20 protein-coding genes and 1 riboswitch are annotated in these 22,349 nt (G+C 63.9%); of the genes, 16 read left to right on the top strand and 4 right to left on the bottom strand.

The window, feature by feature from the left end; translation table 11 throughout:
- Position 1 precedes the first annotated feature (1 nt).
- Positions 2-96: riboswitch (SAM riboswitch) on the top strand.
- An 8-nt stretch (positions 97-104) separates the two neighbouring features.
- The 10 genes from ACWF6P_RS10960 to ACWF6P_RS11005 all read left to right on the top strand — a co-directional run bounded on the left by ACWF6P_RS10960 (position 105) and on the right by ACWF6P_RS11005 (position 10,472).
- On the top strand, positions 105-194 hold the full coding sequence (locus ACWF6P_RS10960) for a putative leader peptide (RefSeq protein WP_310504006.1): 90 nt from the start codon (positions 105-107) through the stop codon (positions 192-194).
- Between the two features lie 148 nt (positions 195-342).
- Positions 343-1,983, top strand: coding sequence for an ABC transporter substrate-binding protein (locus ACWF6P_RS10965; protein ID WP_452621038.1), 1,641 nt, complete (start codon positions 343-345; stop codon positions 1,981-1,983).
- Between the two features lie 2 nt (positions 1,984-1,985).
- Positions 1,986-2,984, top strand: coding sequence for an ABC transporter permease (locus tag ACWF6P_RS10970; RefSeq protein ID WP_452621039.1), 999 nt, complete (start codon positions 1,986-1,988; stop codon positions 2,982-2,984).
- Positions 2,977-3,867, top strand: coding sequence for an ABC transporter permease (locus ACWF6P_RS10975; RefSeq protein ID WP_378537276.1), 891 nt, complete (start codon positions 2,977-2,979; stop codon positions 3,865-3,867). The genes ACWF6P_RS10970 and ACWF6P_RS10975 overlap by 8 nt, the downstream gene beginning before the upstream one ends.
- Positions 3,864-5,486 (top strand): dipeptide ABC transporter ATP-binding protein, encoded by a 1,623-nt coding sequence (locus ACWF6P_RS10980; RefSeq protein WP_452621040.1) that lies wholly within the window; start codon positions 3,864-3,866, stop codon positions 5,484-5,486. Before ACWF6P_RS10975 ends, ACWF6P_RS10980 begins: the two co-directional genes overlap by 4 nt.
- Entirely contained in the window at positions 5,473-6,591 is a 1,119-nt protein-coding gene (locus ACWF6P_RS10985) for an LLM class flavin-dependent oxidoreductase (protein WP_452621041.1), read from the top strand. The genes ACWF6P_RS10980 and ACWF6P_RS10985 overlap by 14 nt, the downstream gene beginning before the upstream one ends.
- Before the next feature lie 24 nt (positions 6,592-6,615).
- Positions 6,616-7,986, top strand: coding sequence for an NtaA/DmoA family FMN-dependent monooxygenase (locus tag ACWF6P_RS10990; RefSeq protein ID WP_452621042.1), 1,371 nt, complete (start codon positions 6,616-6,618; stop codon positions 7,984-7,986).
- Positions 7,983-8,807 (top strand): DUF1684 domain-containing protein, encoded by an 825-nt coding sequence (locus tag ACWF6P_RS10995; RefSeq protein ID WP_452621043.1) that lies wholly within the window; start codon positions 7,983-7,985, stop codon positions 8,805-8,807. The genes ACWF6P_RS10990 and ACWF6P_RS10995 overlap by 4 nt, the downstream gene beginning before the upstream one ends.
- Positions 8,804-9,946, top strand: coding sequence for an LLM class flavin-dependent oxidoreductase (locus ACWF6P_RS11000; RefSeq protein ID WP_452621044.1), 1,143 nt, complete (start codon positions 8,804-8,806; stop codon positions 9,944-9,946). Before ACWF6P_RS10995 ends, ACWF6P_RS11000 begins: the two co-directional genes overlap by 4 nt.
- 28 nt (positions 9,947-9,974) lie before the next feature.
- Complete coding sequence (locus ACWF6P_RS11005; RefSeq protein WP_452621045.1) at positions 9,975-10,472, top strand: nucleoside deaminase; 498 nt, start codon at positions 9,975-9,977, stop codon at positions 10,470-10,472.
- 30 nt (positions 10,473-10,502) lie between these two features.
- On the opposite strand, the gene ACWF6P_RS11010 is transcribed toward ACWF6P_RS11005, so the two are convergent.
- The gene (locus tag ACWF6P_RS11010) at positions 10,503-11,444 is read right to left on the bottom strand and encodes an alpha/beta hydrolase (protein ID WP_452621046.1); all 942 of its coding nucleotides are present in this window, start codon (positions 11,442-11,444) and stop codon (positions 10,503-10,505) included.
- 115 nt (positions 11,445-11,559) lie between these two features.
- On the opposite strand from ACWF6P_RS11010, the gene ACWF6P_RS11015 reads away from it, so the two are divergent.
- The 6 genes from ACWF6P_RS11015 (at position 11,560) to ACWF6P_RS11040 (ending at position 17,619) form a co-directional block, all read left to right on the top strand.
- Positions 11,560-12,267, top strand: coding sequence for a hypothetical protein (locus ACWF6P_RS11015; RefSeq protein ID WP_452621047.1), 708 nt, complete (start codon positions 11,560-11,562; stop codon positions 12,265-12,267).
- Positions 12,267-12,740, top strand: coding sequence for an RDD family protein (locus ACWF6P_RS11020; RefSeq protein ID WP_283305840.1), 474 nt, complete (start codon positions 12,267-12,269; stop codon positions 12,738-12,740). Before ACWF6P_RS11015 ends, ACWF6P_RS11020 begins: the two co-directional genes overlap by 1 nt.
- Positions 12,737-13,084 (top strand): YidH family protein, encoded by a 348-nt coding sequence (locus tag ACWF6P_RS11025; protein WP_230816265.1) that lies wholly within the window; start codon positions 12,737-12,739, stop codon positions 13,082-13,084. Before ACWF6P_RS11020 ends, ACWF6P_RS11025 begins: the two co-directional genes overlap by 4 nt.
- Positions 13,085-13,178: 94 nt before the next feature.
- Positions 13,179-14,192, top strand: coding sequence for a glucose-6-phosphate dehydrogenase (coenzyme-F420) (fgd, locus tag ACWF6P_RS11030; protein ID WP_003944371.1), 1,014 nt, complete (start codon positions 13,179-13,181; stop codon positions 14,190-14,192).
- A 146-nt stretch (positions 14,193-14,338) separates the two neighbouring features.
- On the top strand, positions 14,339-16,417 hold the full coding sequence (pta, locus tag ACWF6P_RS11035) for a phosphate acetyltransferase (protein ID WP_317552592.1): 2,079 nt from the start codon (positions 14,339-14,341) through the stop codon (positions 16,415-16,417).
- 2 nt (positions 16,418-16,419) lie between these two features.
- Positions 16,420-17,619, top strand: a complete 1,200-nt coding sequence (locus ACWF6P_RS11040) for an acetate kinase (protein ID WP_378537304.1) — start codon at positions 16,420-16,422, stop codon at positions 17,617-17,619.
- Positions 17,620-17,651: 32 nt separating this feature from the next.
- On the opposite strand, the gene ACWF6P_RS11045 is transcribed toward ACWF6P_RS11040, so the two are convergent.
- From ACWF6P_RS11045 to ACWF6P_RS11055, 3 genes are read right to left on the bottom strand one after another with little or no spacing between them, the layout of a single operon-like run.
- The gene (locus tag ACWF6P_RS11045) at positions 17,652-19,979 is read right to left on the bottom strand and encodes a tetratricopeptide repeat protein (RefSeq protein ID WP_452621048.1); all 2,328 of its coding nucleotides are present in this window, start codon (positions 19,977-19,979) and stop codon (positions 17,652-17,654) included.
- Between the two features lie 7 nt (positions 19,980-19,986).
- A complete protein-coding gene (locus tag ACWF6P_RS11050; protein WP_452621049.1) occupies positions 19,987-20,991 on the bottom strand; it encodes a glutamate ABC transporter substrate-binding protein in 1,005 nt (334 codons plus the stop codon).
- On the bottom strand, positions 20,988-22,349 hold the full coding sequence (locus ACWF6P_RS11055; protein WP_378447026.1) for a hypothetical protein: 1,362 nt from the start codon (positions 22,347-22,349) through the stop codon (positions 20,988-20,990). The genes ACWF6P_RS11050 and ACWF6P_RS11055 overlap by 4 nt, the downstream gene beginning before the upstream one ends.

The following is a 22,349-nucleotide window of genomic DNA, read 5'->3' on the forward strand; positions in this document are numbered from 1 at the left end:
ACGACCATCCAGAGCGACCGAGAGACCTGGCTCATTGAAGTCGCAGCAACCCCCCGAGTGATCGGGTGCGGGTGCTACCGCCAGGACCGATGGAGGAACACGAAATGAAGGCAGTCGAAGGCGGCTTCGATACCGCCTGGTCGCGTCGTCACGTAGACCTGTGCCGCACCGCGGGATCTTTCTGTACCAACTGACCTCGGTCAGTCATTCACACTCAGGCGAGTCGTCGACAAGTCTGTTTTCTCTTCTCTGCACAAGTGATTCGCGCTCGATCGCCTTCTTGGAGCTTCTTGCTCCACGGCGACGGGTGCGCTCTTCGGCATGCCTCTTTAGGAGTTCTTGGTGTCTTCGCCCTCATTCGGTGCCCGCAAACGCGCGACCGTCATTGCCGGTATCGGTGCTGTCTCGGTTCTCGGGACCGTCCTCGCCGGCTGCAGCAGCGACGGAAGCGGCAGCGGTGCCGACGCGGGTCCCGCGCAGTCCGGCGGAACCCTTCGTTACGGCCTCTCACAGGCGCCGACGTGCGCCGATCCGGCCCAGGCCGGCAGCAACCAGACCGTGTATGTCACTCGTACCGTGGTGGATTCGCTGACCGATCAAAATCCCGACACCGGAGAGATCACCCCGTGGCTCGCCAAGAGTTGGGAGATCAGCCCGGACGCCGCGAGCTTCACGTTTGTCCTTCGCGACGATGCCACTTTCAGTGACGGAACACCGGTAACGGCGGATTCGGTGAAGAAGACCTTCGACTCGGTCAAGAACCTCGGACCGAACGCATCGTTGGCGAAGAGCTACCTGTCCTCGTACACGGGCACCGACGTCGTTGACGCACACACGGCGAAGATCAATTTCTCCGGACCCAATGTTCAGTTCCTGCAGGCAACTTCGACGCCGCAGCTCGGAATCCTCGCCGAATCCACCACCGCCCTGGCCTCCGAGCAGCGCTGCCCCGGTGCAGCGGTGATCGCCTCCGGCCCGTTCGTCTACACCGACTGGCAGCAGGACAAGAGCGTCAAGATCGCCAAGCGTGCGGGATACAACTGGGCGTCGGACGCGGTCGCACACCAGGGCGAGGCCTACCTCGACGGCGTCGACTTCACCGTGGTCCCCGAATCCGGTGTGCGCGCGGGCAGCGTGGCTTCCGGCCAGCTCGATGCTGTCAGCGACGCGCTCCCGCAGGACGCGCCGCAGATCGAGGGCGCCGGTGGACGCATCCTCACCCGCCCCAACCCCGGCGTGAGCTTCTTCTTCCAGCCCAACGTCAGTCGTGGAGTTCTCGCTGATCAGGCTGTGCGCCAGGCCATCATTCCGGCGATCAACCGGCAAGAGCTCGTCGACACCGTTCTAGATCCGTCGTTCTTCCCGGCAACGAGCCCGTTGGCTCACACCACTCCGCTCTACACCGACGAATCCGGTGTCGTGACGTACGACGCCGACAAGTCGGCAAAGCTTCTCGACGCAGCCGGTTGGAAGGCCGGAAGCGACGGTATCCGCGAGAAGGACGGGCAGAAGCTCACGTTCAGCGTCACGTTCAGCCCGGTGTTCTCGGGTAATCAGGCCATTCTCGAGCTCGTGCAGCAGCAGCTCAAGAAGGTCGGCGTCGACCTGCAGCTCAATCTGGTCTCGAACGGTGAATGGACCGAGAAGGGGGTGTCGGGTGATTACGATTCGCTGTACTACAACAGCACTCGGGCCGACGCCGACATCCTCCGGGCGTCGTTCAGCACCGAGGGCCGCAACCTCAACCGTCGCGGCGCAGACCCGGAGCTCGACAAGGTTCTCACCGACCAGCTCGCAGCCACGGACAACGGTCAGCGCGGCGAACTGGTCTCCACCGCTCAGGAATTGATCCTCGACCGTGGGCTCTCCATCCCCACCATCGAGCTCTCGCAGGCCATCGGCGCCGGATCGAGTGTTCAGGATCTGAACTTCGAAGCCTCGTCACGCCTGCAGTTCTACGACGCATGGTTGTCGGGTAAGTAATCATGACTCGATACGTACTCACCCGACTGGGCCAGGCCGCGGTTGTCCTGTGGGCGGCCTTCACCATCTCGTTCGTGATTCTGTTCCTCCTGCCGAGCGATCCGGTCAGTATGGCTGCGGACTCGTCCGGGCAGGGTGTTGCAGTGGATCAGGCTGCGCTCGATCAGCTTCGAGCACGATACGGCTTGGACCAGTCGGTGTGGGTGCAGTACTGGACATCGCTGACAAACGCACTTCGCGGTGATTTCGGTACGTCGATCTCCACCGGTCAGTCGGTCACGGATGCCATCTCCTCGGCATTGCCGAGCACCCTGGTGCTGGCAACCACGGCGTTGGTTCTCGCCGTGCTGTTCGGACTGGCGATCGCGTTCTTCGCTACCTATACCCGCAAGCGGTGGCTGGCGAACCTGTTGTTCTCGTTGCCGCCTTTGGGTGTGGCAGTGCCCACCTTCTGGGTGGGTCTGATCCTCCTGCAGCTCTTCTCGTTCCGTTTGCACATCTTCCCGGCATTCGGGGACAAGGGATTCGCAACAGTGATTCTTCCGGCGATCACCCTGGCGATTCCGACCGGCGCCGTTATCGCGCAGGTCCTCACGACCAGCCTGCAGTCGACGCTGCGTTCGCCGCACGTGGAGACCGCCTATGCCAAGGGCGCCAGCCGTTGGCGCGTGCAGACCCGTCACGCGTTGCGACTGGCGAGCATTCCGGCATTCACCATCGCCGGTGTTCTGGTCGGAACTTTGCTGGCTGGTTCGGTGGTCGTGGAGACGGTGTTCTCCCGCGCGGGTGTCGGCCGTCTGACCCAGACGTCGGTGATGGCGCAGGACATCCCCGTGGTGCAGGGAGTCGTTGTGTTCGCCTCCCTGGTCTTCGTGCTCGTCAACCTCGCGGTCGACCTCTTCTACCCCCTGATCGATCCGCGAATCATTCAGGCGAAGAAGACACGCGCCGACAACTCGAATACCGAAAGCTCGACCGATCTGGAGCCGGCCCATGTCTGACACATTGATCGAACCCTTACTCCTCGATCCACGCGTCGAGGCCAAGGCACCAGTCGTTTCGCGCCGAAGGTCGACTGCCATCGGTTTGATCCGTAAGCCCGGTCTGGTCATTCCGGTGCTGATCGTGCTGCTTGCCATCGGCTTTGCCGTCGCGCCCGGGTTCTTCGCCAGCGGTGATCCGTTGTCCGGCGTCCCGGCGGACAAACTGCAGGGCCCGAGCTTGGCTCACTGGTTCGGAACCGACAACCTCGGACGTGACCTGTACACACGCTTCGTGCATGGCGCTGCACTGTCCTTGACTGCGACTTTGGTGGCGGTGGGAATCGCGTTGGTAGCAGGATCGATCATCGGTCTGCTCGCGGGCTTTGTCGGCGGCGTCGTCGACGCCGTTCTGATGCGCATCGTCGACGTCCTGCTGTCCATTCCGGCGCTGCTGCTCTCGTTGGCGTTGGTGACCGCACTCGGGTTCGGCACCATCAACGTCGCCATCGCGGTCGGTGTCAGCATGGTCGCCAACTTTGCGCGAGTGATGCGTGCCGAAGTGATGCGGGTGCGCGGCGCGCAGTACGTCGAGGCCGCGTTCAGCTCGGGTGTGCAGTGGCTCGGTGTCCTGCGTCGGCACGTGCTGCCCAACTCGTATGCGCCCGTGGTCGCGCTGTCCGCAGTCGAGTTCGGGCAGGCAGTTCTTGCGGTGTCGGCACTGAGCTTCTTGGGATTCGGGGCGGTTCCGCCTACCCCCGAATGGGGATCGCTGGTGTCCGAGGGGCGCAACTTCCTCGCCAATGCTTGGTGGATGACAACACTTCCCGGTCTCGCGATTGTTGCCGTGGTCATCTCGGCGCACCGTATCGGCCACGAGATCGAAAGGAGCAACCGGCGATGAGCACGACCGAGGAACAGTTGCTTTCCGTCACCGACCTGCAGATCTCCTACGGCAACGAGCCCGCGGTATCCGGTGTGAGTTTCACCGTCGGCCGCGGTGAAGTAGTTGCGGTGGTGGGCGAATCGGGTTCGGGAAAATCGACTACGGCCCACGCGATACTGGGCCTGCTCGCCGGTAGCGGTCATGTCACCGGTGGAAGCGTCGAGTTCGAAGGTGAGAGAATCGATTCGTACTCCGACCGCGCGTGGCAGCGAATCCGCGGCGCTCGTATCGGTTTGGTGCCGCAGGATCCGACGACCTCGCTCAACCCGGTGACCCGGATCGGCGACCAGGTTGCAGAAGTCCTGCGGATCCACGGCCTCGCCGACCGGCGCACAGCGCGGTTGGATGCCGTCGCCGTGCTCGAGCGCGCGGGTATCGACCGCCCGGAAATCCGGGCGCGCCAGTACCCACACGAGCTCTCCGGCGGTATGCGGCAACGAGTTCTGATCGGCATCGCTCTTGTGGCGAACCCGGCTCTCATCATCGCCGACGAGCCGACCAGTGCTCTGGACGTCACGGTTCAGCGACGCATTCTCGACCATCTCGACGAGCGAATCGCCGAATCCGGTGCCGCCGTACTCCTGATCACGCACGACCTGGGTGTGGCCGCAGACCGCGCGGATCGGATCCTGGTGATGCAGGGCGGCAGGATCGTCGAATCCGGTCGCACCGCAGATATTTTGGGAGACCCGCAAGACGAGTACACCAAGAAACTGCTGAACTCTGCCCCGAGCCTGTCCTCGGGACCGGTCGATCGTCCGGTCCGTCAGGACACGACACCGCTGCTGACGCTGACCGGAATCACCAAGCGTTTCAACGCCGGCCGCGGGAATTCGATCACCGCGGTGAACGAAGTATCGCTGACTGTTCCGAGGGGCCAGACGGTGTCGCTGGTGGGGGAGTCAGGCTCCGGAAAGTCGACTACCGCGCGCATTGCCGTGCGATTGGAGCAGGCGGACGTCGGCACCATCACCTTCGACGGACAGGACATCACGAAGGTCAAGGGCAGCGACCTGCGCGAGCTGCGTCGAAAGATTCAGCTCGTGTACCAGAACCCATATGCATCGCTCGACCCGAAATTGTCCGTCCAAGACATCGTGGCGGAGCCGTTGCGGGCCTTCAAAGTTGGCGGACGTAGCGAGCAACAGAGCCGTGCCGCCGAGCTGCTCGATCAGGTTGCATTGCCCGCGCAGTTCCTGAGCCGCAAGCCGGCCGAACTCTCGGGCGGCCAGCGTCAGCGGGTGGCGATTGCTCGTGCGCTCGCTCTGAAGCCGGATCTACTCGTTCTCGACGAGCCGGTATCCGCGCTCGACGTCTCGGTCCAGGCGCAGATCCTGGCGCTACTCGACGAGTTGCAGCGAGATCTGGGCCTGACCTATCTCTTCATCTCCCACGATCTGGCGGTTGTTCGCCAGATCAGCGACGTAGTCGGCGTCATGCAAGCCGGTCGATTGCTCGAAATCGGCACTACCACCGAGATTTTCGACAATCCCCGAAACGAGTACACACGCACACTTCTCGACGCGATCCCCGGGCGGGATCATTCGACAGGAAAGGCCGAACATGTCCGAGCGTAGTTCCGGAGCATTCCTGGTCGGCCTCGAATTCGAGGGCACCGGAGCTCATCCGTACTCCTGGCGACGCGAGGATTCGCGCGCCGAAGATCTGTTCACACCCTCGTACTGGGTGGACCTGGTGACCGCAGCGGATCGAGGTGGGGTGGATCTGGCCTTCCTCCCTGATGCTTTCGGACTCCAATCCGAGGGCCAGCACGCTGTGCGGGGCAGGTTGGAGGCCGTGGCAACTGCGGCGCGACTGAGTGCGGTGACCTCGCGGATCGGCCTGATCCCCACTGCGACGGTCACGCACACCGAACCGTTCCACATCTCCAAGGCCATTGCGAGTATCGACTACTCGTCTGCTGGGCGAGCCGGTTGGCAGGTCGCGGTGTCAGACACTGCGGAGCAGGCGGCGTTGTTCGGCCGAAAGGCAGTGCAGGGTACCGAATCTGCGTGGGAGGAAGCGTCCGAGGCGGTCGAGGTGGTGAGTCGTCTGTGGGACAGCTGGGAGGACGACGCCGAGATACGTGATGCTGCGAGCGGACGTTTCATCGATCGGGACAAGCTGCACTACATCGATTTCGAGGGAAAGAACTTTTCCGTCAAGGGCCCGTCCATCACGCCGCGCTCGCCACAGGGCCAGCCGTTGATCGCCGTCGACGCGAGTCGACCGGAGGCCCGCGAACTCGCTGTTGCGCGCGGCGATCTGATTCGGATCTCGGCAACCGACCTCGGCGAAGCCAAAGCTACGGCCAAGCTGGTCCACACGAGTGCGGCTGCCCTCGGGCGCAGCGTCAGAGTGCTCCTCGATGTCGACGTGCTTCTCGGAGCCGATCGCGGTGCCGCCGACGACGCTTTGGCGGAACTCGAGGAATGGGCGGGAGCGCCGTATGCCCCGCACTCGCTGTTCTATCGCGGTGACAGCGCGGGTTTGACTGCGCTGCTGCGTGAGATCGGTGGGCTCGCCGGGATCGACGGTGTGGTTCTGCGTCCACTGGCGCTGGCCGCCGCCGTGGACAAGATCGCGACGGACGTAGTGCCAACTCTCAATCCGCGACCGAGTACCGCCCCGACACTGCGCGAGCGGTTGGGCTTCGAGTTGCCCGTCAATCAGTTCGCGTAGCGCGAGTAGAGAACAGGAACACCGATGACACAGAACAGGATTCGCAAGCAAGTTCATCTGGGCGCTCACTTTCCCGGCGTGAACAACACCACGGTGTGGACCGATCCGGCGTCCAAGAGTCAGATCGAGTTCAGCTCGTTCGAGCATCTCGCACGCAGTGCCGAACGCGGATTGTTCGACTTCTTCTTCCTCGCAGAGGGTTTGCGCCTACGCGAGCATCAGGGCAAAATTCACGACCTCGACGTGGTCGGTCGCCCGGACACCTTCAGTATTCTCAATGCGGTTGCCGGTGTGACAACGCATCTCGGCCTGGCCGGGACGATCAACACCACGTTCAACGAACCGTACGAGTTGGCCAAGCAGTTCTCGACGCTCGATCATCTCTCCGACGGCCGGGCCGCCTGGAACCTGGTCACCTCCTCGGACGCCTTCACCGGCGAGAACTTCCGCCGCGGTGGCTATCTGGAGCATTCCGAGCGGTATGCACGCGCCAACGAGTTGGTCGACGCAGTACGGACGCTGTGGGACAGTTGGAGCGTCGACCGTCCGATCGTCGACCGTGAGCGCGGTGTTTTCGCCACCGACCAGCAGGTCGGCCAGTTCCAGCACTCCGGTAAGCAGTTCGAGATCGCCGGACGCTTCGAAGTTCCACGGAGTCCGCAGGGGCACCCAGTTCTGTTGCAGGCCGGTGACTCCGACGAAGGACGCGAGTTCGGCGCGGCCAAGGCCGATGCCATCTTCACCGGGCACGGAACGCTCGAAGCGGGCAAGGCCTTCTACGCCGACGTGAAGGGGCGCCTGGCCAAGTACGGACGTACGCACGCAGACCTCAAGATTCTCCCCGCCGCCACCTTTGTCCTCGGTGACAACGCAGCGGACGCACAGGAGAAGGCGTATCACATCCGGCGGCAGCAGGTCGGACGCCAGACTGCCATCGCTTTTCTCGAACAGGTGTGGGGCAGAGACCTTTCGCAGTACGACGCCGACGGCCCGTTGCCGAAGGAAGATCCGTCGGACGACGTCAACATCACTCGCGGACGCGTCCGTCACGTCAAGGATCCGCGGGCGGTCGCCGATCAGTGGCGAGCGAAGGCAGATGCCGAAAACCTCAGCATCCGTGAACTCATCATCGAAGTGACTGCCCGCCAACAGTTCGTGGGCAGTGCCGCCGAGGTGGCTGCCGAGATCGACAGCTACGTCCAGGGCGACGCGAGCGACGGCTTCATCCTCGTTCCCCACCTCACCCCCGCGGGACTGGACGCGTTCATCGACACCGTCGTACCGGAACTGCAGGACCGCGGCAGTTTCCGGACCGAATACTCAGGAACCACCCTGCGCAGCCATCTCGGGCTGCGCCACCCGCACGAGCAGGCTGAAGGAGTCCGCGCATCATGACCGTTACCGACACTTCCACCAGCACCTTCACCGGCGATTGGAATGCCTGGCACGCCTCGCGCGACGCGACCTTCAGCGAACCACTCGGCTGGCTGAGCCTGACTGCGTTGCATTGGCTGGTGGACACCGATTCCACGTTCGCAGACCTACCGGGAGCCTGGCGCGCCGACGCGAATGCCGTGGTCGTCACCGCAACGGCGGCAGACGATCTCTCGATCGACGGTGTCGCAGTGGACGGTTCGTCCACCCTGAATCCGATCGAGGGGGCGCCGGGCCTGATCGTCAAGCAGGGCAAACGTCTGGTCGAAGTCATCCGCCGCACCGGCGAGGTAGCCCTGCGGATCCACGATTCGGCAGCCCCGGCATTGGCGCAGTTCAGTGGTATCCCGACCTTCGAGCCGAACCCGCAGTGGCGCATCGACGGTGTCTTCACAGCTTTCGAGGAGGCCCGCACGGTGACGACCGGTGCGGTCGTCGAGCGCCTTCAGCATCATCACGACGCTCGCGGAACCATCAGCTTCGAACATGACGGAGAAACGCATACGTTGATTGCGTTCGCGGGCAGGGACAACGGCTTTCATATCCTGTTCACCGACGCGACCAGCGGGGTGTCCACCTACCCGGCCGCACGCTCGCTGCATGTGAGCGCACCGGAGCCCGGTGGTGCGGTAGTCCTCGATTTCAATCGGGCGTCGAACCTGCCCTGCGCGTTCACCGATTACGCGACGTGCCCCGTTGCCCCGGCCGAGAATCGCCTGACATTCGCGGTGGAAGCCGGGGAGAAGACACCGGATACTCGCTCCGGAAGCACACCGAGGTGAGCGCGCCGCTGTCCGTACTCGACCTCTCGCCGATCAGTGAGGGTGGAACCGCCCGCCAGGCTCTGCGGAATTCGCTGGATCTGGCGCGCTCTGCCGAGGCCTGGGGATACAAGAGGTACTGGGTCGCCGAACACCACTTCGTCGGTGTTGCCTCTTCGTCACCAGCAGTGCTTGTTGGGCTGATCGCGGCCGCCACCAACACCATTCGCGTCGGCTCGGCCGCCGTCCTGCTGGGCAACAACACGGCAGCTCAGGTGGTAGAAGCCTTCGGTACCGTCGAAGCGCTGTATCCGGGTCGTATCGATCTCGGTATCGGGCGCAGCGGACAGCGTCGGGTGGAGGCACTTCGCGCTGTCGCTGCCGGAACGCCTGCGCCGGCAGAATCGAAGCGGGGGAGCGTCGTACGCGACGGCGTCGTGATCCCGGCGCCCTTCGATCCAACCGGTCTTCTCACGTCACCGAGATTGCAGGCGTCGTTCGAGGCATTGGCGTTTCCGGGAGCGCAGGCGCCCGATTTCGAGCAGCAGGTCGACGACATACTTTCGCTCCTGAACGGAACCCACCGCACCCGCGACGGTATCGAATTGCACGCCAGTCCCGGGGAGGACGCTGACGTCGAATTGTGGGTGTTCGGAAGCAGCGCTGGCCCCAGTGCCGAACTTGCCGGTCGACTCGGATTGCCGTTCGGTGCGAATTACCATGTGGCGCCGTCGAGTACGCTCGACGCTGTCGAGGCTTACCGTGCGGCATTCCGTCCGTCGGTAGTTCTCTCCGAGCCGTACGTGGTCGTGTCCGCGGATGTTGTTGCTGCGGAAGATGATGCGACGGCGAGAGAGTTGGCGTCGACGTTCGGGCACTGGACGCACAGCATTCGCAGCGGGCACGGCGCCATCCCGTACCCCGATCCTGCGACAGCGCTCCCACTTTCCGATGCTGACAAAGCAGTGGTGGAAGATCGGCTGATCACGCAGTTCGTCGGTTCACCCACTACCGTCGCCGACAGGCTCGACAGTTTGCAGAAGCTCACCGGAGCGGACGAATTGGTGATCACCGGGGTGACCCATCGGCACGAGGATCGCCTGCGCTCGTACGAGCTGCTTGCCAAGGAATGGGGACTGCCCGCACTGCTGGCAGCATGAGCTTGCCTCGGTCCGCTGGCGTCGAGTGATGTTTTCACCTCGAGATGCGCTTGCGGTTGCTCTTGACGTAGCGCGTGAAGGAATGGAACGCGGGGAGATGCCGATCGGTGCAATCGTGTTCGACGACGACCGAGTGCTCGGGCGGTCGTATACGCAAGAACAGGCACTTCGTCGACGGATAGTCCATGCCGACCTTCAAGCGCTGCTGCAGGCCGACGAGACTCTCGGGTTCACCCGTGCCTCAGGAGAATTGACATTGGCGGTCAATCTCGAACCATGTCTGATGTGCATGGGTGCCGCGATCACGCTCGGGGTGACCCGGGTGTGGTTCGCTCTCGAATCCCCGAACGACGGTGCAACCGAACTCATGCAGCTGTGGGCGCCGCCCATGGAACTTTCGTTTTTCTGTAAGCCGCGTGAAGTCCTCGCTGGCGTTCGCCGTGACGAGGCGCGAAGCTTGTTCGCTGAATATGCCACTGGCACTGGCCCCGCCGGTATGCGGGCCTGGGCGCGCAGTCTCGTCTGACGCCGACGCTTGCAACGAGGGCCGTGAGGCTCACGCCCCGATAGCGCCGGCGATCATCGGCCACGATGCACGCATGTCAGCTTCGAAGAGTCCCCAGGTGTGGGTGCCCTCGGGGCGGAAGCTGAACGTCGCGGGTATGCCCAGCTGATTGAATCGACCCTGCAACGCGGCAGTGCACATGTTGGTGATGCCTTCGAGCACCGCGCCAGGCACGACCCCGGCAGCCATCGCCAGTGAGTTGATGCCGTCGACCGGGCCGGGCAGTCCGTTGCCGGTCGAGACGAACAGTGCGGTACCGCGCAGTTTTTCGGCGTTGATCAGCGGGTCGTGCGCAGCCCACTGCGGGCTACCCCACGGCCCCCACATGTTGCCTGCGTTACCGCCGCCGAGTATCTCGACCATCGAACGCACCGCTGCCTGACCGAGCGGGTCGCCGGCGCGCGGGCAGCCGCTGTACGAGCCGACGGCGCGGTAGGTGCCGGGCGACTGGATCGCGAGGTCCAGTACCGGCCCACCGGCCATCGACACACCACCGAGCGCGTTGATGCCGGTCGTGTTGTACCGAGCGTTGACTGCAGCCGGTAGTTCCTTGGTGAGGTACGTCTGCCATTTGTTGCGCCCGAGCACCGGATCGTCGGCGTTCCAATCGGTGTACATGCTGAACTTGCCGCCGACCGGCATGACCACGTTGACGTGCTTGTCGTTGAAGAAGTCACGAACTCCGGTGTTGTTGAACCACGAAATTCCGTCCTCACCGCCGCCGACGCCGGTCAACAGATAGAACGTCGGGGCAGCGCCGCCGCCGGCCGGGGAAATCACGTCATTGGCGATCCAACGGTCCATCGAGGGGGAGTAGACGTCGATGCGACTGACCACGGAATCCGCGCTCGCAGTCGGCGCAGTGAGGCCGAGAAAGCCGGAAGCCATGGCCACCGCCATTGTCAGCCGAACCGTGAAACGACGTGTCTTCATATTTCCCCCCAGGCGCAAGCCAGACAGCGTATTTGTGCCTTCCAACAGTGGCACAATGCGAAGAAGAGTGACGAATGTCCGGGTAACAGTCCGATAAGAAGATGGAGACAATTGCGTGGGATCGCAGTCGCATCACCCCGAATCCGACGTGATTCGGCTGGCCTTCGGGCTGGCTGCGATCACTGCTGGTGCGGCGCGCAGAACCGCTGGTCTCGCCCTTGATTCGGTGCAGCGGATCCCCGTGGTGGGCGGCACTCTCGACGACGCGATCACCCAGGTCACGGCCCGTGGCACCGAAGCGATTCGTTCGACCGCGGAGTTCGCCGACTCCACCTTGCGGACGGTGATCAAAGCTGTCGTCGACGCTGCTCTGGCCGAAGTCGACATCACGAAGATCGTCGTCGACCACGTGGACATCGACAGGATCGCCGAGAACATCGACGTGGACAAGATTGCCGAGCGGGTCTCGCTCGAACCGATCATCGACCGGGTCGACGTGGACGAGATCGCAAGTCGCCTCGACGTCAAGGCGGTGATCGATCGCCTCGACCTCGACGGGATAGTCGACACCGTCGACCTCGAACGCCAGGTCAACCGCATCGACCTCGTCAAGATCGCCGATCAGGTCATTGAGGGCGTCGACCTCCCGCAGATGATTCGTGAATCGACCGGCTCACTCTCCACGGAAGCCGTGCACGGAGCGCGGGTGCAGGGCATGCAGGCGGACGACGCCGTCGCGGGATTCGTCGGGCGACTGTTCGGCCGCGATAACGCAACACCCTCACACGAGACCGATCCGGACACGAACGCAGGCGAACGCTAGTGGCCCAGGAGAGTTCCGGCCCGGCCGGCATCGTCACCCGTGGACTTGCCGGACTGATCGATCTGGGCGTCGTCCTGCTCCTGATGGGTTCCGTGTACGTGGGCTTCGCCTTCGTCCGACTGCTCTTCTCACCGCAGAGTTTCACGTTCTCGGAACCGGGAATCTTTCTGTCCACGACGGCATTTCTCGGTGTCTCGGTGGCTTATCTGACTGCCTGCTGGGCGACCACCGGCCGAACCGTCGGCTCCCTCGTGATGGGGCTCAGGGTGATCACGTCCGGGCATCGCCTCGTGCGCTGGCCGTTGGCGTTCGTCCGCGCGGTGCTCTGCGTACTCTTCGCCTTCGGGTTGTTGTGGTCGGCGGTCGATCGACGACGACGATCGTTGCAGGACATCGTTCTGCGCACCGAGGTCGTCTACGACTGGCGTCAGGACCCGGATCTGGTGGCACCGCACGGAGGTGAGCACGCATGAGCGAACCCAACCGCCCGGACGAGCGCTTCACTCTCGCCAGTGAACGCACCTTTCTCGCCTGGATGCGTAGCTCACTTGCCTTGTTGGCGGGTGGCATCGCCGTCGTCCAGCTTGTGCCGGAGTGGAGCACCGGGTGGGTCCGCACGGCGCTCGGTCTGATCTTGATCGCACTCTCGGCGGCAGCAGCCTTGGTAGGTATGCGACGCTGGCTACAGGTGAAGAAGGCGCTCGAGGACGGAGCCGCGATGCCGGAACCGCACGCACTGTGGCTGTTTGCCCTGGCGTTGGCGGGGGTTGCCGTCGCAGCCGGTATCGCGACAGTGGTCACCAGCCTTGCTCGCTGAGATACGCAGAGAAGTCCTTGCGGTGTCTGGATAGTCTGCAAAGAACGAGAAGCATGTCAGAGAAGTAACGAAACAGACGACAAGGGAGTGCACGGTGGCGCAGGAACTCAAGCTCGGATACAAGGCTTCGGCTGAGCAATTCGGCCCTCGCGAACTGGTAGAGCTGGCAGTTCTGGCCGAGCAGCACGGCATGGATTCCGTTGCGGTGAGCGATCATTTCCAGCCGTGGCGCCACAACGGTGGACACGCGCCGTTCTCGCTCGCCTGGATGACGGCCGTCGGTGAGCGCACCGAGCGTGTGCAGATCGGCACGTCCGTGATGACGCCGACGTTCCGCTACAACCCGGCTGTCATCGCTCAGGCGTTCGCGACGATGGGATGTCTCTACCCGGGCCGCATCATGCTCGGCGTCGGCAGCGGCGAGGCTCTCAACGAAATCGCGACCGGCTTCCAGGGCGAGTGGCCCGAGTTCAAGGAACGGTTTGCGCGGCTGCGTGAGTCCGTGCGGTTGATGCGTGAGCTGTGGCTCGGCGATCGCGTCGACTTCGAAGGCGAATACTTCACCACTCGCGGCGCCTCGATCTACGACGTTCCCGAGGGCGGGATTCCCGTCTACATCGCGGCCGGTGGACCGGTTGTCGCCCGGTACGCGGGACGGGCCGGCGACGGCTTCATCTGCACCTCGGGCAAGGGCATGGAGCTCTACACCGAGAAGCTGCTTCCGGCAGTCGCCGAGGGTGCAGCCAAGGCCGAGCGCGACGTCGCAGACATCGACAAGATGATCGAGATCAAGATCAGCTACGACACCGACCCGGAGGCTGCGCTCGAGAACACGCGCTTCTGGGCGCCGCTGTCCCTGACACCGGAGCAGAAGCACAGCATCGAGGATCCGATCGAAATGGAAGCTGCTGCCGACGCTCTGCCCATCGAGCAGGTGGCCAAGCGCTGGATCGTCGCTTCCGATCCCGACGACGCTGTCGAGCAGGTCAAGGCCTACGTCGACGCCGGCCTGAACCACCTGGTGTTCCACGCACCGGGCCATGATCAGCGCCGCTTCCTCGAACTGTTCGAGCGCGACCTCGCGCCGCGCCTGCGCGCTCTGGGCTGATCCTCGAGATCAACTGAACGGTGTCTGCCACTCGACGTGTGGCGGGCACCGTTCGTCTTTCTCGTAGCTGCCGGTTGTCGGCACGAGCGTGAGCGTGGCCACGATCAGTGGCAGGGTGGGCGGCGGCCCACACTAGGCTGTTGGGCATGCCAGAAGCGCCCGCTGCCGTGTCGAGTGTCTACGTCGCCTCTCCTGAAGGTGACACCGGAAAATCCACCATCGCGCTCGGCGTGCTGCAGATGCTGTGTGCGACCGTCGCCCGGGTCGGTGTCTTCCGCCCGATCGCCCGCTCGACCGAGGAAACCGACTACATCCTCGAACTCCTGCTCGAGCACACCACCGCCGATCTCTCCTACGCCGACGCACTCGGCGTCACCTACGAGCAGGTTCACGCAGACCCTGAAGCTGCGCTGGCCGACATCGTCGCGAAGTACCACACCGTGGCCGAGCAGTGCGACGCCGTCGTCATCATCGGCAGTGACTACACCGACGTCGCCAGCCCCAGCGAACTGAGCTTCAACGCCCGCATCGCCGTGAACCTCGGCGCCCCGGTTCTATTGGCGGTACGCGGCGCTCGGCGCAGCGTCGAGGAGGTCGCTCAGCTCGCGCACCTGTGCGCTGCAGAGTTGGCCGCCAACCATGCTCATCTGCTCGCCGTCGTCGCCAACCGTTGCGATCCCGACAAGCTCGACGAGGTCACCGCAGCGCTGTCCGACATCGGTGTTCCGACGTGGAGCCTGCCGGAGATTCCGCTGCTCGTCTCACCCACGATGGCCGAGTTGATGGAGGCCACCGGCGGCGAGTTGTATTCGGGTGACCCGGAACTGCTGCACCGCGAGGCACTGAAGGTGATGGTGGGCGGCATGACCGCCGAGCACATCCTCGAGCGTCTCGTCGAGGGCATGGTCGTGATCGCACCGGGCGACCGCTCGGACGTCCTGCTCGCGTTGCTCAATGCGCATGAGGCGGAGGGATTTCCGTCGCTCGCGGGCATCATCATGAACGGCGGGATCACGCCGCACCCGGCCATCGCGGCGTTGATGGCCGGCCTCAAACAGCGTCTTCCCATCCTCACTACAACCCTCGGTACTTTCGACACCGCAAGCGCCGCAGCCCAAACCCGCGGACGCGTGGCCGTCGGTTCGCAGCGAAAGGTCGACACCGCGCTGAGCTTGATGGAACAGCGTGTCGACGCCGACGTCCTGATGGACCGACTGGCGCTGCCGATTCCGTCGGTCGTGACCCCACAGATGTTCGAGTACAAGCTGATCGACCGCGCTCGACGCGACCGCAAGCACATCGTCCTGCCGGAGGGTGACGACGACCGGATCCTGCGTGCTGCCGGTCGACTGCTTCAACGCCAGGTTGCCGATCTGACGATCCTCGGCGACGAACCGAGTGTGCGTCGACGCGCGGCGGAACTCGGCGTGGACATCAGTGGCGCACAGGTACTCGCACCGGCGCAGTCCGAGTACACCGAGCGCTTCGCACAGGAGTACACCGCGCTGCGTGCACACAAGGGCATGACCATCGAGCGGGCCCGCGAGGTGATCGCCGACATCTCGTACTTCGGAACGATGATGGTGCACTTGGGTATTGCCGACGGCATGGTCTCCGGCGCCGCCCACACCACCGCTCACACGATCCGGCCCTCCTTCGAGATCATCAAGACAGCCCCCGGCGTCTCGACGGTCTCGAGTATCTTCCTGATGTGCCTGGCCGACCGCGTTCTCTCCTACGGCGACTGCGCCGTGGTTCCAGATCCGACGTCGGAGCAGTTGGCGGACATCGCGATCTCGTCGGCACAGACGGCGTCGCAGTTCGGGATCGATCCGCGTATCGCGATGCTCTCGTACTCCACCGGCGATTCGGGTAGCGGAGCCGACGTCGACAAGGTTCGTAGCGCGACCGCTTTGGTGCGCGAGCGTCGCCCGGACCTGTTGGTGGAAGGGCCCATTCAGTACGACGCCGCTGTCGAGCAGAGTGTGGCCGACAAGAAGATGCCGGATTCGTTGGTGGCGGGCAAAGCAACGGTGTTCGTGTTCCCGGACCTGAACACCGGCAACAACACGTACAAGGCAGTGCAGCGTAGCGCCGGCGCAATCGCCGTCGGCCCGGTTCTACAGGGACTGAACAAGCCGGTCAACGACCTCTCGCGTGGTGCGTTGGTCCAGGACATCGTCAACACCGTGGCTATCACGGCAATTCAGGCACAGGGAGCGTAAGAGTGAGCGACGGCACCGTACTGGTCATCAATTCCGGCTCGTCATCCATCAAATTTCAACTCGTGCATCCGGATACGGCGGAATCGGTGGCGCACGGTCTCATCGAACGCATCGGCGAACCCGACGGACACATCGTCTACAACCACCGCACCGGAGTCGAAGACCGGAGCCTTCCGATCGCCGATCACCGCGCGGGCCTGAAGATGGTGCTCGACATCGTCGCCGAGGTCGGGCGGCCGCTCAGCGAGGCCGGAATCATCGCCGTCGGTCACCGCGTCGTGCACGGTGGTGACATCTTCTATTCGCCGACGCTCATCGACGACGGCGTCGTGAAAGCTATCGCGGATCTGTCGAACCTTGCGCCGCTGCACAATCCGGCCAACGTGATCGGTATCGAGGTGGCACGCGAAGAACTGCCCGACGTTCCGCACGTAGCCGTCTTCGACACCGCGTTCTTCCATACGCTGCCCGCGGCAGCATCGACCTACGCGATCGATCGGGACGTGGCCAAGGCCAACCAGATTCGCCGGTACGGCTTCCACGGGACCTCACACGAATACGTGTCGGGCCGCGTCGCGGACTTCCTCGGCAAGGATCCGGCCGAACTGAATCAGATAGTTCTGCACCTCGGAAACGGCGCTTCGGCCTCGGCGATCAAGGGCGGCAAGGCTATCGACACCACGATGGGCCTCACCCCGCTCGAGGGTCTTGTCATGGGCACTCGCAGCGGCGACATCGATCCAGGCATCATCTTGCACCTCAACCGCAACTCGGGAATGAAGGTCGACGAGATCGACGACCTCCTCAACCGTCGTTCCGGTTTGAAGGGACTCTCCGGAGTCAACGATTTCCGCGCTCTGCTCGCACTGATCGAGGGCGGCGACGAAGACGCAAAACTCGCGTATGACGTCTACGTGCATATGCTGCGTAAGTACATCGGTGCCTTCATCGTTCAACTCGGCGGCGTCGACGTCATCACCTTCACCGGCGGCGTCGGGGAGAACAACATCGACGTACGACGCGACAGCCTGGCCGGGCTTTCCCGTCTCGGTATCGAGGTTGATCCGGCTCTCAACGAGGCGAAGAGTCGCGACGAGCGTCGTATCTCCGCATCCTCGTCGGCCGTCGAGGTACTCGTGGTCCCCACGAACGAGGAATTGGCGATCGCCCGTGCGGCAGAGGCTTTGGTGGCCGCGCTGTAGGTCCGGCAACACTGTAGTTCTCGGGGCGTCCGTCAGAAATTGCTGCGGGGACGCACCGCATTCGCCCGGTCCACGAGGGCGTAGCGGTGCGTGCGGGAAGTCGTGGCGCGGGCGAGGGCGCGAAGGCAGGCCTCGGCTCCCGTACGCAGACCCTGCTCGGTGAAGGGTAGATCGAGGATGGGTTCGAGTTCGGTGTGCGAGCGGTTGCCGTAGCGAATCCAGTCGAGTGCCGTGCCCAACACCAGGGTTCGCATCTGCAGGCTTCGGCTCTCCTCGGCCGGTAGCGCCCGAACGCGACGGGCGGCTTCCCGCAGAGTCGATTCGTCGAGTTCGGCGATCGGAACCCCGGACAGCATCGTCAGAGCACTCGACATCCGTGCGACGTTGTAGTGCCGGGAGGATGTGGGCACTTCGTCGAGGGCGGCGATCGCGGCCTTCTTGTTGCCGTGATCGGCGAGTTGGCGAGCGAGCCCGAATGCAGCGCTCACGTAGTTCCGTTCGGTCCGCCAGACGGTGCGGTAGTACTTCTCGGAGAAGCGGCACCACTGGTCCGGGTCGTCGCTCTCCCAGTGCTGGAGAATCAGTTCTGCGGTCGCTGCCAACGCCAGCTTGGGTGCGGCCTCGCCGGGCAGCGCGGTGAGGACTGTCTCGAAGTGACTGAAAGCGGGCTCGAATCGGTCCAGTTGTAACGCTGCAAGTCCTCGGTACCACTCGATCTTCCAGTGGTCCCCGATGTTCTGCTGGAGTTCACCCAGAACAGTCAGTGCGGTTTCCGGATCACCGAGATCGAGATGAGCCTTGGCCTCGGCCAGTCGAACCTCGCCCGAGAGGGAGGCCGCGGGTGTGCCGGATGTTCGGTCGATTCCGTTCTCGCGGGCGTGTTTCAACGCGTCGAGAGTCTGCGACGGCTCACTGTGAACGGCTGCCGCCAGCAACGGCGCACTTGGATCGGTGGGGTCGACCAGCGGAATAGGAAGGGCGTGCGCGACTTCGCGCGGATCGAGAGCGGCGTCGTGGCTGACACCGTCGACGTACACATCGGTTTGCCCGACCAACTCGTCGGTGCCGAAAGACGTTCGCTGCCTACTGAACACGAGCGAGAGTCCAGGATTCTCCTGCCCGGTCTGCTCCGCGAGGATTTCTCGCAGAACACCGGTGAGCTGGCCCGCGATCTCCTCGGCGGACTGAAATCGCTTCTTCGGGTCCGGGTCGGTGGCGCGCAGCAGTAGGCGGTGGAAGAACTCGTGGTCTCGCAGCAGTGGTTCGTCCTCGGGTTCGGGGAGGCCGTCGAGATACCGTCCGTGCTTCGAGGGCATGTCGAGAGTGAGAACCGCGAGTGTTCTTCCGACGGTGAAGATGTCGGACGCAATAGTCGGGCCGGTCTCGATGATCTCCGGTGCTTGATAGCCGGCAGTGCCGTACAGGTATCCGTAATCTTCGATTCCGGACACGGCGCCGAGGTCGATCAGCTTCAACTGATCCTCGGTGACCATCACGTTCTCGGGTTTGAGGTCGTTGTACGCCAGGCCGGTGGAATGCAGATAGCTCAGCGCCGGAAGGATTTCCAGTACGTAGCCGATCGCCTGCTCGATCGGCATGTGCTTGCCGTCCGGGAACTCGGCCAGCACCTCGCGCAACGATCGTCCGCCCACGTACTCCATGACGATGTACCCCATGGGTGTGCCGTCCGGGCGCGGATGCTCGACGAAATTGAAGATCTTGACGATGCTGGGGTTGGCGACCTCGGCGAGGAACTGACGCTCGGCCACCGCGACGGCCTGCGCTTCGGAATCACCGAAATGCAAGAGCCCTTTGAGGACAACCCACCTGTCGCTGACGTTCCGATCGATCGCGAGGTAGATCCATCCCAAACCGCCGTGCGCGATCGGCCCCTGAACCTCGTACTGACCCGACACCAGTTCGCCCTCTTCGAGGAGTGGGCGGAAGTCGAAAGTGGAACCGCACTTCGGGCAGGTTCCGTGTTGAGTTGCCTTGGTGCTTGCACTCTTACGGCCGACCGGTTCGTTGCATTTCCAACAGAACCGTTTGCGCTCGGGGACCGTCGGGTCACTCATCACCGCGGATGCCGGGTCGATCTGCGGGACGGGAGGAACCTCGACCAGGCCGCCGCCTAGGCGCAGCTTTCGTCCCGACCGGCTGCGGCGAGATCGGGTGGAGCGGCCGGTGGGGGAGGAGGACGCGGACGGCGTAGTACCCCGCATCTGGGCCGACGTCGGTTCGAGACGTTCGTAGGCGCCGGTGGCTTCGGGCTCGGGACGTTCGTAGGCGCCGGTGGCTTCGGGCTCGGGGCGCATGGAAGCCTGGGTGGCGTCGGGATCGGGGCCGGTGTCTTCAGTCATGTCAGCCTCAATCCCGGTAGACGGCCGGCGGGGGACCGGGTGACGGACCGAGGACACTGAGCCAGCGGTCGTAGATGCGGTTCCAGGTCCCGTCGCCCCGGATCCGATCCAGTGTTCCGTTGACGAATCGGACCAGATCGGGGTTGTCCTTGTTGACGCCGATTCCGTAGGGTTCGACGCCCAGTGATCCGCCGACCATCATCAGGTACGGATCCTGCGAGGCGAGGCCGGCGAGAATCGTGTCGTCGGTGCTGATCGCGTCCACCTGCCCCTGCTGCAGGACGACCAGGCAGTCGGACCACATCGGGACCGTCACGACAGTGGCTTCCGGTTGGAGCTGCTGGATTCGAGTGGCCGACGTCGTTCCCCGCGCAGCGCAGACCCGTTTGCCTGCGAGGTCGTCGATGCCGCGGACGGGCGATCCCTGTAAGACCTGAATTCGTTGCTCGGCGGAGAAGTACTGCGTCGAGAAGTCGACCTTCTCGCGCCGGTCACACGTGATGGTCATGGTTTTGACGACCACGTCGACCATCGATTCCTGCAGCGCAGCGATCCGGTCGTCCGACGTCAGGATCCGGTACTCGATCTTCTCCGGGTCGCCGAGCAGATCACGGGCGATCTCGCGGGCGATGTCCACGTCGAAACCTTCGAGGCGTCCGGTGGCGGGATCGCGAAAGCTCATGAGATTGGAACCGGTGTCCAGGCCCACGATCAGACGCCCGCGCGCTCGGATGGCGTCGAGGCTCGGGGTGGGTGGCCGCGGCGATGCGTCGGCGGGGGTCGGCCGCAGGCTTGCCGTGAGGTTGGTGCACGAGGCGGTGGTCGTCGGCGTCGGGCTGGGAGCGATCGTGGCTTCTGCGGGTAGCGGCGGTTCCGTGTACGACGTGGCGGCTGAGTTGTTCAGGTCTTCGACTCGGTTCGCACCGCACCCAGCGAGTAGCAGCGTGGCCGCCGCAACAATCGCGATGCATGCAACCGGGCCCTTCCGCTGTATTCCTGCTGTTCCAGTCACTGGTACTCCCGCAGTCGGGGCCAGAATCCGATGAAGATTCCGGCTACACCGAGAACTGCCAATACAGTCATGCCCGGTGCGGAGGCCGCCAACACACGTGAGGCGTACGAGACGTCGGATCGCAGATTTGTACGCGAATCCACGATTCCCTGCCAGAGTTCGTGATCGAGCTTTCCGTACTCTGCGGCCGAATCCTGTTCTCCGGCGCCGATGGTGATGGCTGCGGCGGACGTGAAGTCGCCGTTTCCGAGACGGTCGTACATGCGTGTGTGCGCAGCCACCCACTGCTGGCGCGAGTCGAGTGCGGCGGTCAGCACTTCGCTGTTCACTCGGGCGCGATCATCGTCTTGCAGGCGCTCGAGGATGTCGCGCAGAGCGTCGACCTTGCGGGTGAACGTCACGTTGTCCTCGGCGGTTGAATCCCGCCTCGCCAGGGTGAGAGTTTCGACGGTGCGTGCTTGCTGCGCCATGATTCGCGCTTCGGTCAGTTCGTGCAGTGGCTCGGCGCCCGCGTCGAGAGCGCGCCCGGTGGCCAGCGCGGAGACCAGTCCGACTGTGAGCAGCCACAGCAGCGCTGCCGCGACCGCGAGCGAGGCGAGGATCAACCCGAGATTGAAGCGTCGGCGACTCTTGCGGGAGAAGTACACCTGCACCGCGACCAACGCACACAGGACAAGGACGAATGCCACGATGGGCCACCACGGTGGAGTCTCGAAATCGCGCTGTACCTGGGAAACCAGAGTCTCCTGCGACGCGTGCAGTTGCTGAGCCATCGGCAGCAGCGAGGTTTGCATCAACTGCGAGGCCTCGCTCAAATACGCTGCCCCGACGGGGTTTCCGACGCGATTGTTTGCCCGTGCAGTTTCGACCAATCCGGTGTAGACGGACAGATCGGTCGAGATGGTGGTCAACGCGCTGTGGCCGGCGAGATCCGTCGAGTCGAGGCCGGCCGATGCCTGCACGATCTCCGCCGACGCCTCACCGATCGACTGTGTGTATCGGTCGCGTACGTCGGCGGGTTCGAGGCCGCCGGAGATGAAGGCAGTGGCCGCGGCGGCGTCTGCCAACGACAGCGCGCTGTAGAGATTCTGGGCGGAGTTGGCGAGTGGTTCGGTTTCTACGAGGAGGAGGTCGAGATTTGCCTGACGGTTCTCGATCGCTGCAGTGGCGAGAAGTCCGGCGATCAGGGTGATCGCGATCAGGATCAGTCCGATGACGGTCAGCCGACCAGGTGTGGACGACATGAATGCCTGGAGTTCGCGCCGCAGAAGTGCCTGCTCGTCCTCCGCCGACACTGTCGTGGCCTCGGAGGGTGGCAGCGACCGGGGTTCGATGGACGGGACGACACGGTCGACCAT

The organism is Rhodococcus sp. NPDC055024 (genome assembly GCF_053608585.1).

What these genes read in the sequence shown, in the direction of transcription:
- ACWF6P_RS10980 (WP_452621040.1), top strand. Translation starts at nt 3,864, where the DNA reads ATGAGCACGACCGAGGAACAGTTGCTTTCCGTCACCGACCTGCAGATC.
- ACWF6P_RS11055 (WP_378447026.1), bottom strand. Translation starts at nt 22,349, where the DNA reads ATGGTCGACCGTGTCGTCCCGTCCATCGAACCCCGGTCGCTGCCACCC.
- ACWF6P_RS11010 (WP_452621046.1), bottom strand. Translation starts at nt 11,444, where the DNA reads ATGAAGACACGTCGTTTCACGGTTCGGCTGACAATGGCGGTGGCCATG.
- ACWF6P_RS11005 (WP_452621045.1), top strand. Translation starts at nt 9,975, where the DNA reads ATGTTTTCACCTCGAGATGCGCTTGCGGTTGCTCTTGACGTAGCGCGT.
- ACWF6P_RS10960 (WP_310504006.1), top strand. Translation starts at nt 105, where the DNA reads ATGAAGGCAGTCGAAGGCGGCTTCGATACCGCCTGGTCGCGTCGTCAC.
- ACWF6P_RS10995 (WP_452621043.1), top strand. Translation starts at nt 7,983, where the DNA reads ATGACCGTTACCGACACTTCCACCAGCACCTTCACCGGCGATTGGAAT.
- ACWF6P_RS10985 (WP_452621041.1), top strand. Translation starts at nt 5,473, where the DNA reads ATGTCCGAGCGTAGTTCCGGAGCATTCCTGGTCGGCCTCGAATTCGAG.
- ACWF6P_RS10970 (WP_452621039.1), top strand. Translation starts at nt 1,986, where the DNA reads ATGACTCGATACGTACTCACCCGACTGGGCCAGGCCGCGGTTGTCCTG.
- pta (WP_317552592.1), top strand. Translation starts at nt 14,339, where the DNA reads ATGCCAGAAGCGCCCGCTGCCGTGTCGAGTGTCTACGTCGCCTCTCCT.
- ACWF6P_RS11025 (WP_230816265.1), top strand. Translation starts at nt 12,737, where the DNA reads ATGAGCGAACCCAACCGCCCGGACGAGCGCTTCACTCTCGCCAGTGAA.
- ACWF6P_RS10975 (WP_378537276.1), top strand. Translation starts at nt 2,977, where the DNA reads ATGTCTGACACATTGATCGAACCCTTACTCCTCGATCCACGCGTCGAG.
- ACWF6P_RS10990 (WP_452621042.1), top strand. Translation starts at nt 6,616, where the DNA reads ATGACACAGAACAGGATTCGCAAGCAAGTTCATCTGGGCGCTCACTTT.
- ACWF6P_RS11045 (WP_452621048.1), bottom strand. Translation starts at nt 19,979, where the DNA reads ATGACTGAAGACACCGGCCCCGATCCCGACGCCACCCAGGCTTCCATG.